This window comes from Spirosoma humi, assembly GCF_054776575.1.
The window spans coordinates 833216-856273 of the sequence record NZ_BAAHBR010000008.1; the positions used below are offsets into that span (position 1 = coordinate 833216).

Sequence of the window (23058 nt, forward strand, 5' to 3'; positions counted from 1 at the left end):
AACCCGACAAAAATTAAAGAAAACGTTTTTTCAACCCGGCCACTGTCTGATTAATATCCGATGATAGTCTGAGGGCGACAACTGATCCACCGAACAGCCCCGCAATTAACGCTGAACGCCAGCCGATGTCCAGAATGAATCGCCATTTCGGCGCTTCAGAATCAGGATATGGAATTTGTACCGAAACCCACCAAACAGCGAGACCCAGTAAAATGACAATCAGATTTCGCCAGGTAAATGGCTGCATTTTAAAGGCAATACCCACGAACAGCGTCCGGGCGAGGTTAAATAACGTTGTTGCCAGCGCGGCTCCTATTGCCGCTCCGTTGATGCCGAAACGAGGTATCAGGTATAAGTTGGCCGCAATGGTAATGAAAACGAGTACCACAAAAAACAACGAGTCGTAAGTGTAATAGCGGGATGTGTTTAGAATAACACCGTTTACGCCGGTTGCCATATCGATCAGTTTCCCCAGCCCAAGCCATAAAATCACATAATAACCCGCTTCGTAACTGGGGGGGAGAAAGCGAAATACGCTGGGCAAATTAGCGGCCACACCGACAAATACCAGACAGCCGGCAATCAACTGATTCAGGCAGCTTTTTCGGTAAATACTGGCAATGTTTTCCAGGTCGTTCGTTTTCCACGATTCGGCAATCAGTGTACCTGAAACCTTATACAGAGTTGTTGCAGGAATGGCAATGACCGTGGCAAAGTAAGAGGCTGTACCGTAAATGCCGGTATCGCCAAGGCCCTGTTTACTGTTAATCATAAATTTGTCAATTGTCCAGACAATCTGCGTTGACAGGGCTGAGGTAAAGGTTAATCCGGCATAACGTGTCATGTTCCGGCGTAAATCCGCCCCGATGGATACAAACTTGCGATTGAGAAACAGAGCCTCATCCTGGGCAACACTAATGACCATCAATACCAACGGAACAAAAAAGGCTATTAGCCAAACGCCCAGAAATTGCGGCAGCGTAACCCAGCCCAGCCAGTACAGTCCCCCCGCTAATAGGATTAGAATGCGTTGTACAAACTGTTGCAGGAGCGTTCCTGTAACGGGGTCGTAGAGCAACCGGGCGTAGTTATCGAAAACGGTAAAATAGACTGTAAATAAGGTGAGTGGGATGAGCAGATAATAATAGTCGACGAACAGGGCCGAGTCTTTCTGATACCACTCAACAATCCAGGGGCGCGCCAGCCATAGACCCAATACGCACAGGCTGAAACCAACAAGCGTCGTTAAGCAAGCAATGAACAAATACCCATTATGCTGCTTCTCGGCATTTCGGAAAAACGGAAAATACCGTCCGCCTGCGCCATTCACGCCCAGGTTCGATGCCTGAGCCAGTACCTGGGCCAGCGAAATCAGCAACGTCAGCAACCCGACTACCTGAGTCCCTTCAAATAAATTCGGAAACCAAAGCCCCTGCGTAAAAAAGCCAACCGCCACACCCGCGTAGGTGTAAATCGAACTCTGAATGGTTTGCCGTTTTATAATACCCATTGGTGAGAATGAGCGAATGAGTGAATGATTGAGTGATTGAATAGTTGCCGCACGCTTCTATTCAATCACTCAATCATTCACTCATTCGCAATTAGATTCCACGTCAGCGCTGTGCCTGCGGAGATGTCGATGGTAGCCGTTTTGCCCAGGATTTCGTTGTAGTAGCGCGTGTGCAGACCATTGGCCGGGCGTATACTGCGGACGTTTTCGGGGGTGAATAGTTCTCCTGCTTTCACCGTCTGCACAACATACAGTGACCGTTTGAACTGGAGGCTCTTTTCTTCCTTTGGCGTGAGTGTGTAGCTGACCTGCCCCATAGCGAGGTGCGCCCGCTCGGTTTCGATGACGAGGTTTTTTAACTCGTCTGGCTCCAGAGAGAATGCGGAGTCGACGCCACCGTCGGCCCGACGCAGCGTCACGTGTTTTTCAAGCACGACGGCTCCCAAAGCGACAGCCGCGACAGCCGCACCAATGCCCATCGTGTGGTCTGACAGGCCAACGGGTACATCAAACAACTGCCGCATGTGCGGAATGGTCTGCAAGTTGGTTGTTTCGGGCGTGGCAGGGTAGGTGCTGGTGCACTTGAGCAGGATCAGGTCTTTACACCCGTTTGCCCGCAAAACGTTGACCGACTCGTCGAGGTCAGCAACGGAGGCCACGCCTGTACTCATAATGACCGGCTTACCCGTTTGAGCCACTTTTTTGAGCAGGATATGGTCCGTATTCTCAAAAGAAGCAATCTTGTACAGCGGCACGTCGAGTGACTCCAGAAAATCAACCGCCGTGGTGTCGAAGGGTGAGCTGAAGGCAATCATACCGCGCTTTTTGGCATGATCGAAAATGGGTTTGTGCCATTCCCAGGGCGTGTAAGCCTCCTGATAGAGTTTGTACAGATTCTTGTCGGCCCAAAGCGACTTGGCATCCCGGATGTAAAATTCCTCCGATGCGCCGTTGAACGTAATGGTATCGGGCGTGTAGGTCTGAAGTTTGAGCGCGTGTGCCCCGGCATCGGCCACGGCATCGACAATTTCCAGCGCTCGCTCCAGCGACTGGTTGTGGTTGCCCGACATCTCGGCAATGACAAACGGCCGATGCCCTGGGCTGATGGTATATTGGGCAACCTGAATGGGTTGATTACTACTCATTGACTATTTACGTAAAGCAAACACGGCTTGTCAGACGCGGCCCGGCCTGGATTGGTCCGGCCTGGATTGGCCTGGCCCGACGTGGCCCGACCGGAAATGTCAAATTTACCGCTTTCGCCCGACAATCTGAAACCAGCCCGTTCGAAGGCGCGTACCGATGCCTGATTTTCGGGTTTGATATAGGCATGAATCGTAACGGCTCCCCACTGTTTCCGACATACCTGACACCCTTGCGTAATGAGTTGAGCGGCCAGCCCTTTGCCTCTATAACGGGCATCGACCGATAATCCGATGATGATTTCGTCGGGCATATCAGCAACGGGCGTCCGCTCAAAACGTACCTGCCCCACAGGCTGCTTTGTTTCATCGCTAAAGACGAGCAGCAATGCATTGGGGTCGACTAGTTTGCGGGAAAACCAGGACGTATGCGTTTCCAGCGAAATAGGCGCAGAATGGAACGACTGCCGACGGGTATCGGGGTCGTTGGCCCAGTCAAAATAGAGCCGGGCATCAGCAGGTTGAGCAGTTCGATAAGTAAGCATAGTCTTAGCCAGAACGTCTTGACGTATCGAATTACGTATTTAATTGGCGCAACGTCTTAGTTTCCCTGTAAAGTTTGAAATAGCTCACGGAATCGCTCGGGGGAGCGACCATCGAAGAAACGACGTTGATTGGCTAGCGAATCAGCTACGATTCCAGGCGAAAACTCGAAAGATTGAATCGCGAGTTTCAGCATTTGATCCAATGCGATGACTGGTGTCAGACGTGTCAGTAACGTTGGGAAATTGACCGATAAGGCTAATTTTTCTTCCGATAAAAACTGCGCCAGCCGCGCCTGATTATCGGCTGTCACGACGGTGATCAGGGGACGGTTGATAGCGCACACTTCGTAAGCAATTGTGCTGCAGGCCGTGATGGCCAAACGACAGGCCGTTAGTGCCTCGACCATTTGCGGAGCCGTCCGATTGTATAGAATTTTCAGGTTAGGAAGCTTGTTCTGGAAGGCTTCGATAGTCGTCCGGTTCGGGTGAAACGGCCCCAGAACAAGATGAACGGGTAGGGTGGCGTCAACTTGCCGAACAGCCTCCAGAACCGTCAGCGATATGTTTTGCGGATCGGCCCCACCCAGACTAACGAAGATGGGGCCGTCGGCTGGTGCTGATCCAAAACCTGCCGGATTCAAAAAAGCGGGTCGGAGAAGGGCGTAGTGTGGTCCCAGGCAAAACCGCGTATCGGGCGAGGCATCATATTCGGCCGCAGTAACGCCACCCGTGTGATTGATCAGTACATCGGCTACTTGATGGCCGGTAAGTAAGTCGTCAATAAAAACCAACTTTTTCGCTCGGACCTGTACGGACTGCTGAAACGCTTCATCGAATGAATAACCGTCCAGCACCACAATATCGTCCGGCTTGATTAACGCCAAAAAAGCATCCCGCTGATCGGCTTCAGGTAAAGAAATAACGGAGAGTCCAGCTTGCTCAATCATTGAGCGAACGTTTGTGGCCGGTTCAACGAGGGCAAACCGCATGATATAATCACCAGTTAGCATATCGGCCAGCGCCAGGCAGCGCATGACGTGTCCCAGGCCAATCTGCGCGTTTCCATCTGCCCGAAAAAGAAGTTGAATCATGTTGAGTGAAGAATGAGTAGTGAGCCGTGAAGCATAGCGTAACTGTCTATTATTCAGCGTTCGCTACTCATTCTTAATTTAAGTTTTAATTCGGCTAACTGCCAGTCTGCTTCAGAATCAATGTCCTGCGCCTGCAACTCTGAGATAACAAGACCACCCGAGTTGTTGGTAATCAAACGTTGTTTTTCCTGAAAGGACGCTACCCGAAAGAAGTAAAACTGCCCGGCGTCATGATACGCGGGTTCCAGATCCTGAGAGCGGGTGAGCGCGTATTCTGGTTGATACCATTGCACGTTTGAATCGCGCAGAAACACCGCCCGCTGAATGGGAAAGCTAAACGGCTGAACCGGATATACGGTATCGAACTGCTTTTCGGTAAGGGTTGCGAATGCCTGTTGCAGTAGGGTAGGCGTTACGAATGGGGCAGTCGGGTAAAGGCAGCAAGCATAGTCGAAAGTCTTTCCCTGTTGTGCGTATTGTAGTAAAACCTCGGTTAGAACATCGGCGGTTGTGGAATGATCATCGGCGGTTTGCGCATTACGCAGGAATGGAACCGAAGCGCCATACTGCCGGGCGATATCGGCAATTTCATCGTCGTCTGTAGACACCATCACATCATCGAACAGGCCGGACTGCAAAGCCGCGTCAATGCCGTACGCAAGAATAGGCTTGCCCAGAAAAGGACGAATGTTCTTGCGGGGAATGCGTTTGCTGCCGCCCCGCGCCGTGATGATGGCTACGTTGCTCATACGCCAGCAAATTCCTTAACTGATTCAATAACATAGTCCTGCTCCTCATCCGTAAGAGTTGGAAACATGGGCAGGCTCAGGCACCGGGCGTAGTACCGCTCGGCATTCGGAAAATCGCCGGGTTTCCAGCCGAACTGCCTGTAATACGGCATCAGATGCACCGGAATGTAATGTACCTGGGCCATGATATTTCGGGTTCTCAGAAAATCATAAAGCCCTTTTCGGTCGTCGACCTGAATGACATACAGGTGATACGCATGACCAATACCCGCGGGTGGAACAAGGGCAGTCAGGGCGGTTTCCGCAAAGGCGTCGTCGTACCGTCTGGCAATTTCCTGCCGACGGGCCAGCATGGCGTCAACCCGGGTTAGTTGACTGTTTCCCAGAGCCGCCTGCATGTCGGTCAGGCGGTAGTTATACCCCAATTCCTGCAACTCCATATACCAGCCACCGCGCTCGGGTTCATCGGGGTAAGGCTCCGTAAGCTCAGTGGGTTTATTGGTGATGCCGTGCGTTCGAAGCCGGAGGAGGTGCTTGTACAAAGTTTCGTCGTTTGTCGTAATCATGCCCCCTTCACCAGCGGCAATGTGCTTAACCGGGTGAAAGCTGAAAATAGCAAGATCCGCCAGTGAACCATCGCCACACCGGTGCTCTTTGCCCTGATTATCCGTAAACGACCCACCCGGCGCATGGCAGCTGTCTTCCAGCAACCACAAGCCATAGGCATCAGCCAGTTCACGGAAAGCGGCCATATCGACTGGATACCCCGCAAAATCAACGGGAATAATGCCTGAAAAATAGCCTTTCGGATGCTGTTCGAGCAGCGTACGAACGGAATTTATGTCGAGCAAAGCGGTTGCCGGATCAACGTCGGCAAAGAACACGTCTCCGCCACAGTACCGAACACAGTTGGCTGAGGCTGAAAAGGTAATGGGTGTGGTAATCACCCGAGTGCCTGTTGTTACGCCCAAGGCCATGCAGCATAAGTGCAGTGCAGCCGTACCATTGGCTACGGCCACTGCGTGCTGACAACCGATGTATTGAGCAAAAGCAGTCTCGAACGCACCGATGTGCGGGCCCTGGGTCAAAAATGGACCACGCAAAACGTTAGCAACGGCGGCAATATCTTCGTCCGTAATGTGTTGCCGCCCGTAGGGAATGGGTTGATTCATGGGATATTAGCCGGACTATGGACCGGCCGTCGATTAATTAAACCGAAAAGGCTGGATCGACATGTTCCCGGATTTGCTCCCGTAACTGATCTACATTGAGCCACTCGGTGTTGGTGCCGGAATTGTATTTAAAGCCCATCTCAACCTGACGACCGTCGAAGGCTTTCATGTAGTCGTCAACGCTCCAGGTTGGGGTTGAGGGGGTAATAACATAGTATTTGTCCGTCTCGACCGTATTGAGCGAGTCCGTTTCGGTGATCATTTCCTCATGAAGTTTCTCGCCTGGGCGAATGCCAACCAGTTTTTGTTCGCAGTCAGGGCCGATAGCCGTAGCCACATCGGTAATGCGGTAGGAAGGAATCTTCGGAACAAAAATCTCGCCACCCCAGGCGTGTTCGAGTGCATGAAAAACCATTTCAACGCCTTCTTCGAGCGAAATGTTGAAACGTGTCATGTCGGGGTGTGTAATGGGTAAGACACCGTCCTTACGTTTCTCGAGAAAGAAAGGTACGACCGACCCCCGCGACCCGATTACGTTGCCGTAGCGAACGACTGAGAACCGTAAATCGCGGCTGCCTTTCATGTTATTGGCCGCGACAAATAGCTTGTCGGAGCAAAGTTTGGTCGCGCCGTATAAATTGATCGGTGCTGCGGCTTTGTCCGTCGAAAGAGCCACTACGCGCTGGACGCCATTATCCAGGGCTGCGTTAATGACGTTTTCTGCCCCAAAAACGTTGGTTTTGATGCACTCCATCGGGTTGTACTCGGCGGCAGGGACCTGTTTCAGTGCGGCTGCATGAACAATAATGTCGACGCCTTCGCAGGCACGCTTAAGTCGCTCGCCATCCCGAACATCACCGATAAAAAACCGAATGGATTTGTATTTCGCCTGAGGATAGTGCTGCGACATCTCAAACTGCTTCAGTTCATCGCGGGAGTAGATAACCAGGCGTTTGAGGTTCGGGTGACGCTGGTACACCATCTCCACGAACTTCTTGCCGAAAGAGCCGGTACCACCGGTGATTAAAATGGATTTATTGGTCAGGTCAAGCATGAGTTGATAATGAGTAAGTCAAGTTGGATGGTTCGGCGTCAATAATTACATGGACTTAAACGCCAAATCGTCAGCTTTTTAGTGGCTAATCGGTTGGTTTACAGTTGTTCGCTCAAACGCATCGATATAGCTCTTGGCGCTGGCATTTATAACGTGAACACCCCGATAGTCGGCATAGTTGCGCAACACTTCGTAGCCCCGGAAGACTTTGTGCAGGGATAAAAACTGCGAGGCCATTGAAAACGTGCGCTGCCGCTGCGCATCCGAATAGACCGGCTGGTGCGTTAAATCTTTAGGTTTATCGTAAAAATGAATCTGCTTGATCAATAGCTGATTCTGATCGTTCAGGCGGATTTGCTCATGCCAGGATGTATCGGCCCCGAAGAGGTAAATGGTGTCGAACTTTCGGTTGATCATCAGCGTCAGGGCGGCAATAATAACCGTTTGCGCCTGTGGCATGCCTAAGCCCTTCGAATAGAGCCAGTAAGTTAACTTTTTAAAGCCGCGAACAACTGTGTAATTAAAGTAGACGACCTTGATTTGAGGATTGCTTTGCTCAATAACGTTCAGCAAGTAAGAACCTTTGGCAAAATGAGGCACGTAGAGGAACATGGGCCAGGTAACCTGTTCCTGAAAAATAGACAGGGTTTTCCGGATGTCGTCGCGGTCGGTGGTCTGTTCGGTGAAAACGAAATAGTTAGGATCCGAGATAACATAATCCTGGGGCCGAAGCCGCAGGAAAACCTCCGCGTGAGCAAAGTTATTGACGCACACGATTTCGGTTTGTCGGATAAAATCGAACTGATCGGCCAACGACTCGTTGAGCGATGGGCCATTGCCCAAGACGGAACAAGTGGGAAGTTGTCGATCCGGTAAGCGAGTAGCATGTCGGCCACGAATTGCCACTTTTAGCAATGATACCAACGATGCGAACAAGTCGCTCAGAAATTGACTAATGCGATTAAAACCAGCTTCGACCATGCCGTCAGCACTTACCCGCGTGCCTTTTTTCTACAAAACAACGAAAAAATCAGCAGATCTGGACTACGGGACAGACGTCCCGGATTGCCGGTAAAATCCTGTTGACTCGCTCACAGTACTTTTTCGAAGGTGGACTTTGGTGATTCCTGCGCGCCCAGATTGCGTTTAAACCGCATCAGGCCTGGTTTTGGCTGCTTAGTAGCATCGAGCGATACGCCTAAATCGAGCAGCCGGATCGCCTGTTTCTGGCAGTACGTGAAAAGCCCGTCGGTGAGCATAACCATTGGGCTTAACGTTTGGTAGTCGGGATGCGATGCAGGCAGAAAATTGTATAAAATGTCGTGCCGGACGCGTACGGTTATCGTCACCGCTGCCAGGCGTAATCCATCCGTCACCGTAAAGGCCACGAATTGATTGGGAAACTGCTGACATAACTCCGTCAGGTGACTACTGCTTACGGACAATGGATAGTTTTTCTGTTGCCGGGTGTCCTGGATGAAGTAAATAAGTTCAGTCAGGTCCAGCGATGTCCATTGGTTAAATTGGAGACCCACGCTCCGGCATTTTCGCAGTCGTCGGCGCTCGGCTGGCACAATCTGATCGGCAAACGAACGGTCACTAACGGGTAAGTAGTACGTAGGATGAACGGATTGTTGATCGAAGTTGTGGGCGAAGAGTCGGTTTGTAAGGCGTTCGGCCTGTTGTTGTGCATAACAATGTGGATAACTGACGATTCGTAGCTTTTTGGCTCCTCCGCTACGGGCGGCTGCCGTTAGTTGGAGGAGAAATTTGTCCAGAATCGAATCGGGCAATGTTTCCGAAAACTCAATGGAGCCAAAGGGAGCAGCGACGGGACTGTAAGCTTTGTTCGAACAAATAAAAAAAGCGCAACGAGCTTCGGCTTGCTGGGTTTCCTGATTTACGGCTGACAACAAAATGAAATTTTTACCCTGCTGCTTTATATGGGCGTAATCATTAAAGAAAAACCCTGGCTGGCAAAACGGTGGGGTACTAGAAAAGTCCGGGTTCTGTTGATGTAAAAAGATGTATTCTGCCATACCACACAGGGGTTAGGTGTGTACAGACGATCCCAATAGACTAAAAGTAACGGGGATATTTTCCGCCAACGTGACATACTATTTGTTATGAAGTCGAAACAACGTATATATACACGCCAGTACAGGATAACTCGACAGTTATTGTTCGTATCAATCGGCTACATAAAATGAGTATTCTGTAAAAAATTATATGGGAATAGCACTTGTAGTACAGAAATATCGGCAAAGGTTCTGGCCGATGTGGCTTCGGATTGGTTGCCTGGGCCTACCCGCTTTGTTGATGGCGTCGGGAATAAAGGCGCAGGGTAGTTATTGCCCCACTATTACCAACGCAAGCCCTGCATCCCTGACGGTGTGTACCGGGGCTACGATCGAAAAACTAGAGGTCAGCACAACCGTTCTGCCATCGGATACGATTGAGTTTGTGCGGTTCGATACATACCAGACAAACCCCTATGCTGAACGGGGCGGTGTGCCGATAGGCGAAGTCAGGCCCAGCCAGGGGAAGGCTACGTTATCAAATGTGATTTTTCCCGCCCACTTCGACCTGCCCGACCGGATTTATTACGTATACGCCCGTCTGAAAACGGCATCTAAGGATCTCAATTGCATACCCTTTGCCCCGATCACTGTATTCATCCGGGCAAATCCGATGGCTTCGGTCGTGGTGAGAGAGGCAACCTGTTACAATACAGAAACGCAACGCGACGGGCAGGTGTCAATAACCGGCTATCAACCAACGGATACGTATGAAATGGCCGTCGATGGCCGTTTTTCGGGACGGGGGAGCGCCATACCCGCCGATGGCGTAATCGTCGGCGGTATTAGCCGGACGGGAATACCGAAAACGTATAGCGTTCGGATCTACAATTCATTGGGCTGCTTTTCCGATCGTTCTATAACCATGACAAACGCGGTGTGTACATGCGACACTACCCATTGTGTGCCCCTGGTCATTGTGAAAGTGAAAACCGGTCGAACGTCGAAATAAACGCTTATTTTTTATTGAAAACCCCAGCCTGACGAACGCAGGCTGGGGTTTATTTTGAGGGGCAATGCCCTTACTTACGTTTCTTCACCTGAGCGTAGACCTGCTGAATAATGCCGTCTTTCAGACCCAGATCGGGAACGATAATTTTGTTGGCTCCCGCCCACTTCATTACTGAAATATAGATGTCGGCGGCTGGCACGATTACATCGGCCCGGTCGGCATTCAGGCGAAGTTTGTTGATCCGATCCTCCTGGCTGAATCCCGCAATGAAATCCCGAATGCGCTCGATTTCAGATCGGGTGGTCTCGGTCTCCGAAATTTTAGAGGCCAGGTTAAACAGTTTGCTGATGTTGCCGCCCGTACCAACGGCTGTTACTTCCTGAAAGGAGTCCACATTGTCTTCAACCCAGTCCTCTATTTTTCGCCAGGCTCCTTTGTGTTCTTTACCCTCCAGTAAACGCACGGACCCAATTTTGAAGGATTTTGAATTGATTTTTTCCCGGTTTACGTACACGTTCAACTCAGTGCTGCCGCCACCAACATCAATGTGTAAGTACTGCCGGTCGTCCAGCGCATGCACAACGACGTCATTGATCAACTCGGCCTCTTTACGGCCGTCAATTATATGGATTTTGATGCCCGTTACGTCTTCAATTCGTTTGGCGACCTCCTGACCGTTAGAGGATTCCCGCATGGCTGAGGTAGCACAGGCCATGTAGCCGTCCACCTCGTGCAGTTCCATCAGAAGTTTATAAGCCTGCATGAGCTTGGTTGTCCGGGCTTCGCTTTCGGGTGTCAGGGCCCCGTAATTAAATACGTCGTGACCAAGCCGAAGCGGAAATCGCACGTATTCGACGCGTTTAAAGCTAACCAGGTCATCATTGTGCAATACCGTCGAGATTTGCAGACGGGCTGCGTTTGAGCCGATATCAATAGCTGCTAGTTTCAATATCTATAGAGCTTTGTGAATGGGCCAAAGGTAATTTTTTTGCGTGTATGAGCGAAACGCTATCCTTTATTTTCGACGTTATACCGGACTGCCTGATGTTTCTTTTTAATTTAAACGGTAGCCTGTATGAGTATATTTGGGTCGATGAATAGCTTAGACAAGCTACTTATCGGCCTATTTCAGGCAAACCTTTAAACCATTAGTCTACTAACGGGGTCATTGCCTCACTATTCGACTGGCTGTGGGCAAACACCGACTGATTTGTGTTGGGCTTTGCCGATAGACGGTACAAAATAGCGTTAGCACAGTGGTAAGGCACAGGGTGTGTCCCAAAATATTGATATAGGAGGCTCCGTTGGTAATCTGTTATGCGCTACGGTAAAGTATGGGTTAAGGGAATTGCAGTATCATTTCTAACGTTCATCTTTAGTTGGTTAGCTCTGGAAGGAATATCCAGTCTTTTGCTGCACTGGAAACAAGGATACCACAGGCCAGCGGGCCAGTGTGAGACAAAAACGGGTAAGACTGAGCCATTAAAAAACTCACTCGTGTTAATCCGAAACGACGCGCTGGGTATCGTCCGGCCAGCGCCCGGTCCGTATGAGGTGAGTTATGTTATAAAGCAGCCGACGACAGGCGGTGCCCAGTTGCCTCAGGCGCAGAAACAAGCTTCCATCACCTACCATATAGACAGCTTGTCTCGCCGGATTACGCCGTTCGACAATCGACGGGCCGTTGGTAAGTACGCTTTATTCCTTGGGTGCTCGTTTACCTATGGGGAGTCGGTCTCCGATTCGAGTACGCTGCCTTATTATTTTGGTCAGGCCACCGGTTTCCGACCTTATAATTACGGAGTATCGGGCTACTCACCTGCCCACATGATTGCTCTTCAGCAATCGGTCAATATGCGAAACCAGATTGCCGAAACCGATGGAATCGCCATTTATACGTATATCGAAGATCATCTGGCCCGAGTTGCGCCCAGTACCAAATGGATTTATAATTCGAACGGCTATTGGCCGTATGTCAACCCAAAAACGGTAACGGTAGAGGGGACGTACGGCCAAAAACATCCCATCAGTCTGCAACTGATTAATGGAATGTACAAAAGCAATATCGTCAATCTGTTCAATATCAACTTTCCCCGCCGGTACAGTACGGAGCAGTATGAACAATTTGTTACGATTGTGAAAAAATCGGAGCAACTGTATCGCAACCAGTTCGGGAATGACAAGTTCTACGTGGTTATTTTTCCGGCCTACCCTATGGCCCCCGAGCTGCGTCAGCTTTTTGAGCGTGCTCACCTGAAGGTAATCGATTATTCGGCTCTGTTTTCCTGGAAAACAGCGTATGACGGGATGCATCCCGATGGTGATGCCTATAAACGCCTAGCCGAAAAGCTAGCCAATGACCTTCATATCAAGTCCATTTAAGGATTTCACCTTATTTTACTTACCCGTAGAACTAGGTATTGATGAATTGATTTAGTTTCTATTAAGTTACTAAAGCGCCAATTCAATATATTTTGTTAGTGGGCCGGAAAGTAATTGGTACTGAGTTAGATGGTTCGTTTGCGAAAAAAAACCTTTACTTTTGGCCTTGTTTGACCAGTAACATAGTTCATGACCATATTAGGCATTTCTGCTTTTTACCACGATTCAGCAGCCGCAATAATTGAAGACGGACGTATCATTGCCGCTGCTCAGGAGGAGCGGTTTACCCGTAAAAAGCACGATCCCGGTTTCCCGGCTGAAGCCATCAAATACTGTCTTCAGTATAGTGGGGCCGACCTCAACAAGTTAGATGCCATTGTCTTTTACGACAAGCCATTGCTCAAATTCGAGCGGCTACTGGAAACGTATTACGCGTTTGCTCCTCAGGGATTACGCTCCTTTCTGATGTCGATTCCGGTCTGGCTTAAAGAAAAGCTGTTCCTCAAACGGCTCATCCGGCAGGAATTGGAGAAGCTGGGCTATGACCCATCGCGTAAAATAAAACTGCTATTCCCCGAACACCATCTCTCGCACGGAGCCAGTGCCTTTTACCCGTCGCCTTTTGAGCGGGCGGCTATCCTGACCATCGACGGCGTAGGCGAGTGGGCAACGGCTTCAATTGGTCTGGGAGAGGGGAAAAACATTTCCATTCTCAAAGAAATGCGGTTCCCGCATTCCCTGGGCCTTTTGTACTCCGCTTTTACATATTTCCTGGGCTTCCGGGTCAACTCCGGCGAATATAAGCTGATGGGGCTCGCCCCTTACGGCGATCCCAATTCGCCCGATGTCGCTCGGTACATGGCCATTATTAAAGACAAACTGGCCGACCTTAAACCCGACGGCTCCGTCTGGCTGAATCAGGAATACTTCGATTACGCTACCGGCCTGAAAATGGTGAACGAGGCTAAATGGGCCGAACTGTTTGGTTTCCCCAAGCGGCAGCCAGAAGACGAGCTATTGCCCCAGCACTGTAACCTTGGACTGGCTATTCAGTATCTGACCGAAGAGGTGGTGCTGAACATGGGAAAAGAGGCCAAGCGCCTGACCAATGCCGATGCCCTGGTACTGGCGGGTGGGGTTGCCCTCAACTGCGTATCGAACGGAAAGCTTCAGGCATCGGGTCTGTTCAAGGATATATTCATTCAGCCAGCCGCGGGCGATGCCGGGGGGGCGTTAGGAGCCGCACTGGCTGCGTATCATATCTACTTTGGAAAGGAACGGATTGTTACGACCGAACGCGATGCCATGCGGGGCTCTTATCTGGGGCCAACCTTCTCGGATCTGGATGTGGAGTTGATGGCCAAAAAATATAAAGCCGTTGCTACGCACTACACCAACTTCTCGGACTTGACCCAGGATGCGGCCAAACTGCTGGCCGATGGGAATGTGCTGGGCTGGGTTCAGGGACAGATGGAGTTTGGGCCACGCGCTCTGGGCGGACGCAGTATCCTGGGCGATCCGCGCAACGCTGAGATGCAGAAGAAGCTGAACCTCAAGATCAAGTACCGCGAATCGTTCCGGCCGTTTGCGCCGTCGGTATTAGCTGAGGATTGCGCTGAGTATTTCGACTATGATGGTATATCGCCGTATATGCTGCTTGTTCATCCGGTTGCGCAGAAGCGCCGGACGCCGGTTCCGGCCGATTATGCCAGTTTCCCCCTGCGTGAAAAGCTCTACTACCAGCGGTCGGATCTACCCTCAATCACGCACATTGACTATTCGGCGCGTATCCAGACGGTCCATAAAGATACCAACCCCCGGTATTACGAGCTGATCGAATCGTTTAAGAAACTAACGGGTTTCGGCGTCATCGTCAATACCAGCTTCAACGTCCGTGGAGAACCGATCGTCTGCACCCCCGACGATGCGTATCGTTGCTTCATGCGTACCGAAATGGACTACCTGGCCGTTGGTAATTACCTCTTTGACAAGCGCAAACAGCCCGAATGGCAGGAAAAAGATAACTGGAAAGAAGAATTTGTTTTAGACTAACGAACGATCTGTTTTAATGCAATCAAAACTTGTTTCCAGTGTTGTTCGCCTGTTGCTGCTGGGATTTTTAACCTTATTCGTTTTTTACGGCGACCATTTCGGGGTTAGTTTCGACTATCCTCACAAAGGTCTGTTCGACAACATATACGTCCGGCTGATCAAGTGTTGTCTGTTCCTGTTGCTCACTATTGAGCTTTTGCGTGTGTATTACTACGGCGTCGTTAAAAACCCGAATCCGCCCAAACTGCTCGGTAACGTGGCTACTTTGTTGGTGCCCCTGATTGTCTTGATGTTTTTTGTCGAGATGGCATTTATGTTTATCGCGCAAAGCCAGGAAGGCGGACTCACGCTGGCGTCACACATTTGGTTTGAACGCTACTGGCCACCCATGACGGGCGATTACCGCGATGCACCCAAAACCGATACGCTGGGTAAAAAGAAAGTATTTATCGTTGGCGATTCGTTTAGCGCGGGCCACGGCCTGAAAACCGCCGAGGAACGTTACGGCAATATTCTGGGTGAGAAACTGGGGACCAGCCAATACGTGACCTACAACCTTGGCATATCTGGTTCGGATACCCGTGATGAGTATGCCCGGCTGTTGAAGTTTGGCAAGACGCCCGACATTCTGATTCTACAGTACTTTCCCAATGATATTGAAAAAGTGGCGCTGGAGCATGGCCTGGTTCCACAGGGATTCCGGCCTTACTCCGATCTGCCCCGCCCCATTCAATCGTTGTTTCAGCGGTCGTACCTGCTCAACTACCTGTACTGGCAGTTTCCGCACGGCAACTTCTCGCCCTTCGATGTCTATGCGCGGACGGCTTACGGAACACCGGCTATCATCAACGATCACCTGAGCGACCTTACCAAGTTTATCACCTACGCCAAAGAACACAACTGCCGCTTCTACGTGGTAATGTTTCCATTTTCGCACAACATCGAGAAGACAGCTGAGTATGTGAAGCCGGTTGTGACTCTTTTCCAGATCAACAACGTACCGATTCTGGACGCAGGAAAACTAATGGTCGACATTGAGCCCAAGGATCGGGTGGTGGGCCGGAACGATGGACATGCCAGTTCGATTGTGAATCAACGGGTAGGTGATGCACTGTTTAAGCTGGTACAGACGAATCCGGGAAATGGTCAGATGATATCTAACAGTAAATAAGTAAACTCAAATCAAAGTATGGAATTCTTAGAGGATATTTTCAAATTCATGAAGCAGCGCAAAAAGTGGTGGTTGGCCCCCATGATCATTCTATTGCTGCTCATTGGGGTTCTGATCGTCATTGGCGGTGGTTCGGCGGTAGCTCCGTTTATCTACACACTGTTCTAAACACATGGATATTACCGAAAAAGTAAAAGCCCAGCTTGTTATCGTAACGGGGCTGGTCGTCCTGTATTTTATCACCAAATCGCCCTGGTTTCTGTACGGAGCCGTGGCTGTAGGGGTGCTGAGTCTGGCCATTCCGGCCGTCGGTGATCTTATTGTAAAGGCGTGGTTCAAACTGGCTGAGGTGTTGGGGAACATCAACGGCAAAGTCATTCTGTCTATTCTGTTCTTTGTTTTCCTGTTTCCCATCGCGCTGCTGTATCGCATGACGGCCAAGAATCCGCTGGCCATCAAGCGTACCGATAACGCATCGTTCTATACCGAGCGAAATCACCTGTATACGAAACAGGACATGGAAGACGCCTGGTAGGCGCCGAAAAACGCATGTTGATTTCGGGCGTCTCGATTGTCGGGGCGCCCGATTTTTTTGCTTAGTTTTGTAAACGCTTATCCAGAAAGACGGAGGGAACGGACCCGATGATGTCTTGGCAACCAACCACTCCCCGGAAATGGTGCCAATTTCCTCCCGTCTTATGGCGGGATAGATAAGTTAGCCCCGAGCTATCTGTCTTTCTGTATCCAAGCGGTTCTATTTATTGGATTTTTTTTAGTGGACCCGTTGTTGGTACACTACTGATCACGCCTTCTATTACTGCCTTTGAAAACGATACACGAACTTCTTCACGAACGTATCCTGGTCCTCGATGGGGCCATGGGAACGATGATTCAACGGTATAACCTGACGGATGGGGACTATCGGGGCGAGCGATTCCAGGAATGGCCGCATGACCTGAAAGGAAACAACGATTTGCTGTCGCTGACCCGGCCCGACATTATTCAGGCCATTCACAAGCAATATCTCGAAGCTGGGGCTGATATTATTGAAACCAACACCTTCAGTGCTACGTCCATTGCCATGGCCGATTACCACATGGAGGAACTGGCGTACGAACTCAACTATGAGTCGGCCCGGATTGCTAAGGAAGTGGCGGTTGAGATGACTCGCCAGCAACCCGACAAACCAAGATTTGTGGCCGGAGCGATGGGACCGACCAACCGGACGGCTTCGCTCTCGCCCGATGTAAATAACCCGGCTTACCGGGCGGTTACGTTCGATGATCTGGTTAATGCGTATTATGAGCAAGTAAGCGGTTTGGTGGATGGCGGATCGGATCTGCTGCTCGTCGAAACCATCTTCGATACGCTCAACGCGAAAGCAGCTATGTTCGCCATCGACAAGTATTTTAATTTAAATCCTCAGAAGACCGCCCTGCCGATCATGATTTCGGGCACTATTACGGATGCCAGTGGTCGAACCTTATCGGGGCAGACAACGGAAGCGTTCTTGTATTCTGTTTCGCACTTGCCTTTACTGAGTGTGGGGCTTAACTGTGCGCTGGGAGCTGCCCTGATGCGGCCATATATACAAACACTCTCGCAGGAAGCGCCTTTCTTCACGTCGGCCTATCCGAACGCGGGTTTACCCAATGAATTTGGGGAATACGACGAAACGCCGGATATGATGGCGTTGCAGATGGAGGATTTCATCAAAAGCAGCTTTGTCAATATCGTTGGCGGTTGCTGCGGCTCAACACCCGATCACATCCGGGCCATTGCCGATGTAGCCGCCAAATACCCACCCCGGCAGTTACCGGAGCCGGAACCCTACCAGAAATTGAGCGGGTTGGAGCCGCTCAAGATTACAGAGCAAACCAACTTTCTGAACGTTGGTGAACGGACTAACGTAACGGGTTCCAAAAAGTTTGCCCGGCTTATCAAAGAAGGAAACTTCGATGAAGCCCTCAGCATTGCTCGCGGACAGGTAGAAGGGGGCGCCCAGGTGATCGACATCAACATGGACGAAGGCATGTTGGATTCGGTAGAAGCCATGACTACGTTTCTGAACCTGATTGCTGCCGAACCGGATATTGCCCGGGTTCCCATCATGGTCGATTCGTCGAAGTGGGAAGTCATTGAGGCTGGTCTAAAGTGCGTGCAGGGCAAGGCGATTGTCAATTCGATCTCGCTTAAAGAAGGCGAAGACGCCTTCATCGAACGCGCCCAACTGGTAAAACGCTACGGTGCGGCTGCCGTGGTGATGGCCTTCGATGAGAGTGGCCAGGCCGACTCCTACGAACGGCGTATCCAGATTTGCGAACGCGCTTACCGGATTCTGGTCGATAAGGTTCATTTTGCCCCGCAGGACATTATTTTCGATCCGAACATTCTGACCGTTGCCACGGGTATCGAAGAACACAATAACTACGCGGTCGATTTTATTAACGCCACCCGCTGGATCAAGCAGAACCTGCCGCTGGCCAAAGTAAGCGGTGGCGTATCCAATATTTCGTTTAGTTTCCGGGGCAACGATGTCGTTCGGGAAGCCATGCACTCGGCCTTTTTGTACCACGCCATCCGGGCGGGTATGGATATGGGTATCGTGAACGCCGGTCAACTGGAAGTGTACGACAGCATTCCAAAAGAACTGCTGGAGCGTTGTGAAGATGTCCTGCTCAATCGTCGGGACGATGCCACCGAACGCCTGGTTGATTTTGCCGAAACGGTAAAAGCCAAAGGAAAAGCTATTGTACAGGACGAAAGCTGGCGGCTCGAACCCGTCCGGGAACGCCTGAAACACGCGCTCATCAAAGGTATTACGGACTACATCGATCAGGATGTGGAAGAGGTTCGCCTGCAGGTCGAGCGGCCGCTGCATGTCATTGAGGGCCCGCTCATGGATGGCATGAGCATCGTTGGTGATCTGTTTGGGGCGGGTAAAATGTTCCTGCCGCAGGTTGTTAAATCCGCACGGGTTATGAAAAAAGCCGTAGCGTACCTGACCCCATTCATCGAAGCGGAGAAGTCGGGAGAGGGGTCATCTTCGGCCGGGAAAATCCTGCTGGCCACCGTCAAGGGCGATGTACATGACATCGGTAAAAACATCGTCGGTGTGGTGCTGGGGTGTAACAATTACGAAATTATTGACCTTGGCGTCATGGTGCCTACCCAGAAAATTCTGGATGCGGCCCGCGAGCACAATGTCGATATTATTGGTCTGAGTGGGCTGATTACACCCTCTCTGGACGAGATGGTCGGCGTTGCCAAGGAAATGGAGCGGCAGGGCTTTACGATGCCGTTACTGATTGGTGGCGCTACTACGTCTCGTATTCACACGGCCGTTAAAATTGACCCACACTACTCGGGTCCCGTTGTTCACGTACTGGATGCCAGCCGGAGCGTACCCGTTGCCGGGAAGCTCGTTAGTGAAACGGATGGTACGAAGGAAAAAATCTTTACTGAGATTAAGGCCGAGTACGTCAAACTGCGTGCAGACCATGCCAAGCGGCAAAAGGAAAAAGCTAGTCTGACTATTTCCAAGGCGCGCGAGAACCGTACGCAAATCGACTGGACTACTTTCGAGCCAACCAAGCCAACGTTCCTGGGTAACCGGTATTTTGAGGATTACGACATTGCCGAATTAGTCGACTACATCGACTGGACCCCGTTTTTCCAAACATGGCAGTTGCACGGAAAATACCCCGCTATTTTCGACGATGCTATCGTTGGTAAAGAAGCCAAACAGTTATTCGACGATGCCAATCAGCTTTTACAGGAAATTGTCGATAAGAAATTGCTGAAAGCGAAAGCCGTAGTCGGGTTCTATCCCGCTAACTCCGCCGACGACGACGTGCTCTTGCACGACTTCGAAGAATACGTACGTGATATTCCCTGTGAACGGCATGGTTCCCACCAGCATATCGAATATAAAATCAGCAAGGCGCAGTCGCAAACGGCGGTGACCCCGGCTGGCGAGCTGATTTACGATACAAAAACGGTACTCCATTTCCTGCGTCAGCAGAATCAAAAAGCACCGGGCTTACCAAACTTCTGCCTGTCGGACTTTATTGCTCCGCTGGAGAGTGGTCGGGAAGATTACATCGGTGGCTTTGCCGTAACGGCGGGGATTGGTATCGAAGCGCTGCTCGATAAATACGAGCAAGATCATGACGATTACAACAGCATCATGGTGAAAGCCATTGCCGACCGGCTGGCCGAGGCCTTTGCCGAACGGATGCACGAGCGCGTTCGGAAAGAGTTCTGGCCGTATGCGACGGACGAAAATCTGGTTAACGAGCAATTGATCAAAGAAGCGTATCAGGGAATCCGGCCCGCACCGGGCTACCCGGCTTGTCCGGATCATACGGAGAAACAGACGTTATTTGACTTGCTGGATGCCAACAAAATTGACATTGAGTTAACGGAAAGCTATGCTATGTATCCGGCTTCATCGGTGAGCGGCTTCTACTTCTCGAATCCCGAATCGAAGTATTTCGCCGTTGGTAAAATCAATAAAGACCAGGTGCTGGACTACGCGCAACGGAAAAATAAACCCGTCGAGGAAATCGAAAAATGGCTCAGTCCCGTGCTGAGTTATGACGCGTAGGTTTCTGATACGAAGGCAAGTATAAACGCGAAATGCCCGACCAGTTGGCCGGGCATTTTCTATTCAGTTGGATAAAGAGTAATGTCTGTTTAAGGCATCAATACCGAGTCGATAACGTGAATAACACCGTTCGACTGGTTGACATCGGCAATCGTAACCGTGGCTGTGCCCCCCTTTTCGTCCACCAGTTCAATTTTCTTGCCCTTCATTTTGGCGGTCAATGTACCCCCCGAAGCTGTTTTCAGATTGGCTTTTCCACCACCATCGGCAATGGCTTTCGCCAGATCAGCCGAACTCATTTTACCGGGTACAACATGGTAGGTAAGAATACCTGTCAGTGTTGATTTATTTTCTGGTTTTACCAGCGTTTCAACGGTGCCTTTTGGCAGTTTGTCGAAGGCTTTGTTTGTTGGAGCAAACACCGTAAACGGGCCAGGACCTGATAGTGTCTCAACCAGACCAGCCGCTTTAACAGCCGTAACCAGGGTGGTATGATCTTTCGAGTTCACGGCATTCTCGATGATATTTTTCGATGGGTACATGGGCGCACCGCCAACCGTTACTGTCTTTTCCTGCGCAAACGAAACCTGACTAATTGCCGACAAGGCGACTATAGAAAATAATAATTTAAGCGTCTTCATGTTGTTATTCTTTTTAAAAAGTTGGAATGTGTACTGACTGTTATTACTCTGTTTGTCGACAACGGGAAGACTTACGGTACTACGGTGTCACTTGGATTTAATTTAATCAAAACTTTTTTCAAGGTGTTGGTTTGCAATTAGTTATGATGTATAATTGCTGGCGCTTGGAAATTTATTAAAGACGAAATTTACTATAAATGAGTAAGCGAAATGTTTATAGGGGATGCGTATTTTTACGTATTGTACTGAATTCATGAGGGCTACCTATTTTATTTATTACTTAAAAAAAAGCGAGGCTACAAACCGAAAATTTTCAGTTCGTAGCCTCGCTTTTAAAGGGACGTCTACGGCCTTTATTTACTCGTGTTACCGGATTGTAACATCGTTAGCCACCGTTCGTACGCGTCACGGTAGCCTTCCTGTGCTCGCATGTCGGGTTCGATGGTTTTCGTAACGTGTAATCCGCTGAAGGCTTCCTGGGCATTCTTATAATGGCCTAATCCCAGACCGGCACCGCGAGCCGCTCCCTGAGCCCCATCGGTGTTATACAGCTCGATGGTGGCACCTGTCAGGTTGGCCAGCGTATCGCGGAAGAGCGGACTAAGGAACATGTTAGCCTCGCCAGCACGGATCGTTTGCAGGCCTACGCCCACACGTTCCATAATCTGAATACCGTAATACAACGCAAAAACGATGCCTTCCTGAGCCGCCCGAATCATGTGTGGCAGGCCATGACGGGTTAATTGTAATCCGTGGAATGAGGCACCCAAATCGGCGTTTTCGAGCATGCGCTCGGCACCATTGCCGAACGGAAGGCAGATTAACCCATCGGCCCCAACCGGAGCTTCGTGCGCCAGCGTATTCATGTCGGGGTAGCTAATCGACCGTTGCAGCATCTGATTTCGCAACCAGCTATTTAAAATACCGGTCCCGTTTACGCACAACAGAACCCCGTAGCGGGGTGCTTCGTCGGTGTGGCTTACGTGCAGGAAGGTATTTACCCGTGATTTCGGGTCGTAGCTGGCCTGGTCGCTAACGCCATATACGACTCCCGATGTGCCCGCCGTAGCCGCAATCTGGCCGGGTTCCAACACATTGAGGGATAGCGCGTTATTGGGTTGATCACCCGCCCGGTAGGTAACGGGCGTTCCGGCGGCAAGGCCTAGTTCGTTGGCTGCCGAATCCGTTAATTCGCCCTGGGGAGCAAACGTTGGTTTGATGGTTGGAATCAAGGATGCATCGAAGCCAAAGTAATCGAGCAGGAATTGGGCAGGCTGGTTGGTTTGAAAGTCCCAGAAAGCACCTTCCGATAAGCCTGATGCTGTGGTGACGATATCGCCCGTCATGCGAGCCGCCAGGTAGTCGCCGGGGAGCATGAACTTGTCTACCTGGGCATACACATCCGGCTCATTGGCTTTTACCCAGGCAAGTTTGGCCGCGGTGAAATTACCCGGCGAATTAAGAAGATGATGCAGAGTACGGTCGTGACCAAGGTCATCGAATGCCCGGTTGCCATACGGCACCGCCCGGCTGTCGCACCAGATGATGGAAGGCCGTAACACATTGAAGGCTTTATCGACAACGACCAGGCCATGCATTTGGTACGATATACCGATCGCCTTTACATCGGCTGGTTGCACATTCGCTTTGTGCATGACGGCTTTGCTGGCCAGACAGGCATTTTTCCACCAGTTCTCCGGTTGTTGTTCCGCAAAACCGGTTTGGGGAGATTCAATAATCATTTCCGTTTCCGGAAAAAAGGCCGATGCAACAGCCTTGCCGCTATCGGCATCAACTAAGCACGCTTTGACGGACGAACTGCCGAGGTCAAATCCAAGAAGATACATGTGGTTACCGGAGTTAGGAAATCTACTGCGAAAGTACAACCAGAAGAGGATAATCAGTAAGTA

General features: G+C 50.5%; 19 protein-coding genes and 1 riboswitch. Of the genes, 7 read left to right on the forward strand and 12 right to left on the reverse strand.

Annotated elements, in window-relative coordinates; genetic code table 11:
- Positions 1-13 precede the first annotated feature (13 nt).
- The 9 genes from ACYU8Y_RS12210 to ACYU8Y_RS12250 all read right to left on the reverse strand — a co-directional run bounded on the left by ACYU8Y_RS12210 (position 14) and on the right by ACYU8Y_RS12250 (position 9302).
- The gene (locus ACYU8Y_RS12210; RefSeq protein ID WP_460937496.1) at positions 14-1510 is read right to left on the reverse strand and encodes a lipopolysaccharide biosynthesis protein; all 1497 of its coding nucleotides are present in this window, start codon (positions 1508-1510) and stop codon (positions 14-16) included.
- A gap of 77 nt (positions 1511-1587) precedes the next feature.
- Positions 1588-2655 (reverse strand): pseudaminic acid synthase, encoded by a 1068-nt coding sequence (pseI, locus tag ACYU8Y_RS12215; RefSeq protein WP_460937498.1) that lies wholly within the window; start codon positions 2653-2655, stop codon positions 1588-1590.
- Positions 2652-3197: a GNAT family N-acetyltransferase gene (locus tag ACYU8Y_RS12220; RefSeq protein WP_460937500.1), complete on the reverse strand. Its 546-nt coding sequence runs from the start codon at positions 3195-3197 to the stop codon at positions 2652-2654. The genes pseI and ACYU8Y_RS12220 overlap by 4 nt, the downstream gene beginning before the upstream one ends.
- Positions 3198-3253: 56 nt before the next feature.
- Positions 3254-4288, reverse strand: a complete 1035-nt coding sequence (gene pseG, locus ACYU8Y_RS12225) for a UDP-2,4-diacetamido-2,4,6-trideoxy-beta-L-altropyranose hydrolase (RefSeq protein WP_460937502.1) — start codon at positions 4286-4288, stop codon at positions 3254-3256.
- A gap of 53 nt (positions 4289-4341) precedes the next feature.
- Positions 4342-5037, reverse strand: coding sequence for a pseudaminic acid cytidylyltransferase (gene pseF / locus ACYU8Y_RS12230; RefSeq protein ID WP_460937504.1), 696 nt, complete (start codon positions 5035-5037; stop codon positions 4342-4344).
- Complete coding sequence (gene pseC, locus ACYU8Y_RS12235; RefSeq protein ID WP_460937506.1) at positions 5034-6209, reverse strand: UDP-4-amino-4,6-dideoxy-N-acetyl-beta-L-altrosamine transaminase; 1176 nt, start codon at positions 6207-6209, stop codon at positions 5034-5036. The genes pseF and pseC overlap by 4 nt, the downstream gene beginning before the upstream one ends.
- A 37-nt stretch (positions 6210-6246) precedes the next feature.
- Positions 6247-7263: a UDP-N-acetylglucosamine 4,6-dehydratase (inverting) gene (gene pseB / locus ACYU8Y_RS12240; protein WP_460937508.1), complete on the reverse strand. Its 1017-nt coding sequence runs from the start codon at positions 7261-7263 to the stop codon at positions 6247-6249.
- A 78-nt stretch (positions 7264-7341) separates the two neighbouring features.
- A complete protein-coding gene (locus ACYU8Y_RS12245) occupies positions 7342-8244 on the reverse strand; it encodes a hypothetical protein (protein ID WP_460937510.1) in 903 nt (300 codons plus the stop codon).
- A 110-nt stretch (positions 8245-8354) separates the two neighbouring features.
- Entirely contained in the window at positions 8355-9302 is a 948-nt protein-coding gene (locus tag ACYU8Y_RS12250; RefSeq protein WP_460937512.1) for a GNAT family N-acetyltransferase, read from the reverse strand.
- 238 nt (positions 9303-9540) lie between these two features.
- Between ACYU8Y_RS12250 and ACYU8Y_RS12255 the strand changes: the two genes are divergently transcribed.
- Positions 9541-10293, forward strand: a complete 753-nt coding sequence (locus tag ACYU8Y_RS12255; RefSeq protein ID WP_460937514.1) for a hypothetical protein — start codon at positions 9541-9543, stop codon at positions 10291-10293.
- A 70-nt stretch (positions 10294-10363) separates the two neighbouring features.
- Here the strand turns inward: ACYU8Y_RS12255 and ACYU8Y_RS12260 are convergent, their stop codons facing one another.
- On the reverse strand, positions 10364-11242 hold the full coding sequence (locus tag ACYU8Y_RS12260; RefSeq protein ID WP_460937516.1) for a Ppx/GppA phosphatase family protein: 879 nt from the start codon (positions 11240-11242) through the stop codon (positions 10364-10366).
- 548 nt (positions 11243-11790) lie between these two features.
- Between ACYU8Y_RS12260 and ACYU8Y_RS12265 the strand changes: the two genes are divergently transcribed.
- The 6 genes from ACYU8Y_RS12265 to metH all read left to right on the forward strand — a co-directional run bounded on the left by ACYU8Y_RS12265 (position 11791) and on the right by metH (position 20507).
- On the forward strand, positions 11791-12675 hold the full coding sequence (locus ACYU8Y_RS12265; protein ID WP_460937518.1) for a hypothetical protein: 885 nt from the start codon (positions 11791-11793) through the stop codon (positions 12673-12675).
- 189 nt (positions 12676-12864) lie between these two features.
- Positions 12865-14727 carry a carbamoyltransferase family protein gene (locus tag ACYU8Y_RS12270; RefSeq protein WP_460937520.1) on the forward strand — a complete coding sequence of 621 codons (1863 nt, stop codon included), beginning with the start codon at positions 12865-12867 and terminating at the stop codon, positions 14725-14727.
- Between the two features lie 16 nt (positions 14728-14743).
- Positions 14744-15898 carry an SGNH/GDSL hydrolase family protein gene (locus ACYU8Y_RS12275; protein WP_460937522.1) on the forward strand — a complete coding sequence of 385 codons (1155 nt, stop codon included), beginning with the start codon at positions 14744-14746 and terminating at the stop codon, positions 15896-15898.
- Positions 15899-15916: 18 nt separating this feature from the next.
- Positions 15917-16066 (forward strand): DUF5989 family protein, encoded by a 150-nt coding sequence (locus tag ACYU8Y_RS12280; protein ID WP_460937524.1) that lies wholly within the window; start codon positions 15917-15919, stop codon positions 16064-16066.
- Between the two features lie 4 nt (positions 16067-16070).
- Positions 16071-16433, forward strand: a complete 363-nt coding sequence (locus ACYU8Y_RS12285; protein WP_460937526.1) for an SxtJ family membrane protein — start codon at positions 16071-16073, stop codon at positions 16431-16433.
- A gap of 74 nt (positions 16434-16507) precedes the next feature.
- A riboswitch (SAM riboswitch) is annotated at positions 16508-16615 on the forward strand.
- Positions 16616-16721: 106 nt separating this feature from the next.
- Positions 16722-20507 (forward strand): methionine synthase, encoded by a 3786-nt coding sequence (gene metH, locus ACYU8Y_RS12290; RefSeq protein WP_460937528.1) that lies wholly within the window; start codon positions 16722-16724, stop codon positions 20505-20507.
- Positions 20508-20596: 89 nt separating this feature from the next.
- Here the strand turns inward: metH and ACYU8Y_RS12295 are convergent, their stop codons facing one another.
- Both ACYU8Y_RS12295 and ACYU8Y_RS12300 read right to left on the reverse strand, forming a co-directional pair.
- A complete protein-coding gene (locus tag ACYU8Y_RS12295) occupies positions 20597-21148 on the reverse strand; it encodes a fasciclin domain-containing protein (protein WP_460937530.1) in 552 nt (183 codons plus the stop codon).
- A gap of 353 nt (positions 21149-21501) precedes the next feature.
- Positions 21502-22995, reverse strand: coding sequence for a xylulokinase (locus ACYU8Y_RS12300; protein WP_460937532.1), 1494 nt, complete (start codon positions 22993-22995; stop codon positions 21502-21504).
- Positions 22996-23058 lie beyond the last annotated feature (63 nt).

What these genes read in the sequence shown, in the direction of transcription:
- ACYU8Y_RS12250 (WP_460937512.1), bottom strand. Translation starts at nt 9,302, where the DNA reads ATGGCAGAATACATCTTTTTACATCAACAGAACCCGGACTTTTCTAGT.
- pseG (WP_460937502.1), bottom strand. Translation starts at nt 4,288, where the DNA reads ATGATTCAACTTCTTTTTCGGGCAGATGGAAACGCGCAGATTGGCCTG.
- ACYU8Y_RS12270 (WP_460937520.1), top strand. Translation starts at nt 12,865, where the DNA reads ATGACCATATTAGGCATTTCTGCTTTTTACCACGATTCAGCAGCCGCA.
- ACYU8Y_RS12245 (WP_460937510.1), bottom strand. Translation starts at nt 8,244, where the DNA reads ATGGTCGAAGCTGGTTTTAATCGCATTAGTCAATTTCTGAGCGACTTG.
- pseI (WP_460937498.1), bottom strand. Translation starts at nt 2,655, where the DNA reads ATGAGTAGTAATCAACCCATTCAGGTTGCCCAATATACCATCAGCCCA.
- pseF (WP_460937504.1), bottom strand. Translation starts at nt 5,037, where the DNA reads ATGAGCAACGTAGCCATCATCACGGCGCGGGGCGGCAGCAAACGCATT.
- ACYU8Y_RS12280 (WP_460937524.1), top strand. Translation starts at nt 15,917, where the DNA reads ATGGAATTCTTAGAGGATATTTTCAAATTCATGAAGCAGCGCAAAAAG.
- ACYU8Y_RS12285 (WP_460937526.1), top strand. Translation starts at nt 16,071, where the DNA reads ATGGATATTACCGAAAAAGTAAAAGCCCAGCTTGTTATCGTAACGGGG.
- pseB (WP_460937508.1), bottom strand. Translation starts at nt 7,263, where the DNA reads ATGCTTGACCTGACCAATAAATCCATTTTAATCACCGGTGGTACCGGC.
- ACYU8Y_RS12300 (WP_460937532.1), bottom strand. Translation starts at nt 22,995, where the DNA reads ATGTATCTTCTTGGATTTGACCTCGGCAGTTCGTCCGTCAAAGCGTGC.
- ACYU8Y_RS12220 (WP_460937500.1), bottom strand. Translation starts at nt 3,197, where the DNA reads ATGCTTACTTATCGAACTGCTCAACCTGCTGATGCCCGGCTCTATTTT.
- pseC (WP_460937506.1), bottom strand. Translation starts at nt 6,209, where the DNA reads ATGAATCAACCCATTCCCTACGGGCGGCAACACATTACGGACGAAGAT.
- ACYU8Y_RS12275 (WP_460937522.1), top strand. Translation starts at nt 14,744, where the DNA reads ATGCAATCAAAACTTGTTTCCAGTGTTGTTCGCCTGTTGCTGCTGGGA.
- ACYU8Y_RS12255 (WP_460937514.1), top strand. Translation starts at nt 9,541, where the DNA reads ATGTGGCTTCGGATTGGTTGCCTGGGCCTACCCGCTTTGTTGATGGCG.
- ACYU8Y_RS12295 (WP_460937530.1), bottom strand. Translation starts at nt 21,148, where the DNA reads ATGAAGACGCTTAAATTATTATTTTCTATAGTCGCCTTGTCGGCAATT.
- ACYU8Y_RS12210 (WP_460937496.1), bottom strand. Translation starts at nt 1,510, where the DNA reads ATGGGTATTATAAAACGGCAAACCATTCAGAGTTCGATTTACACCTAC.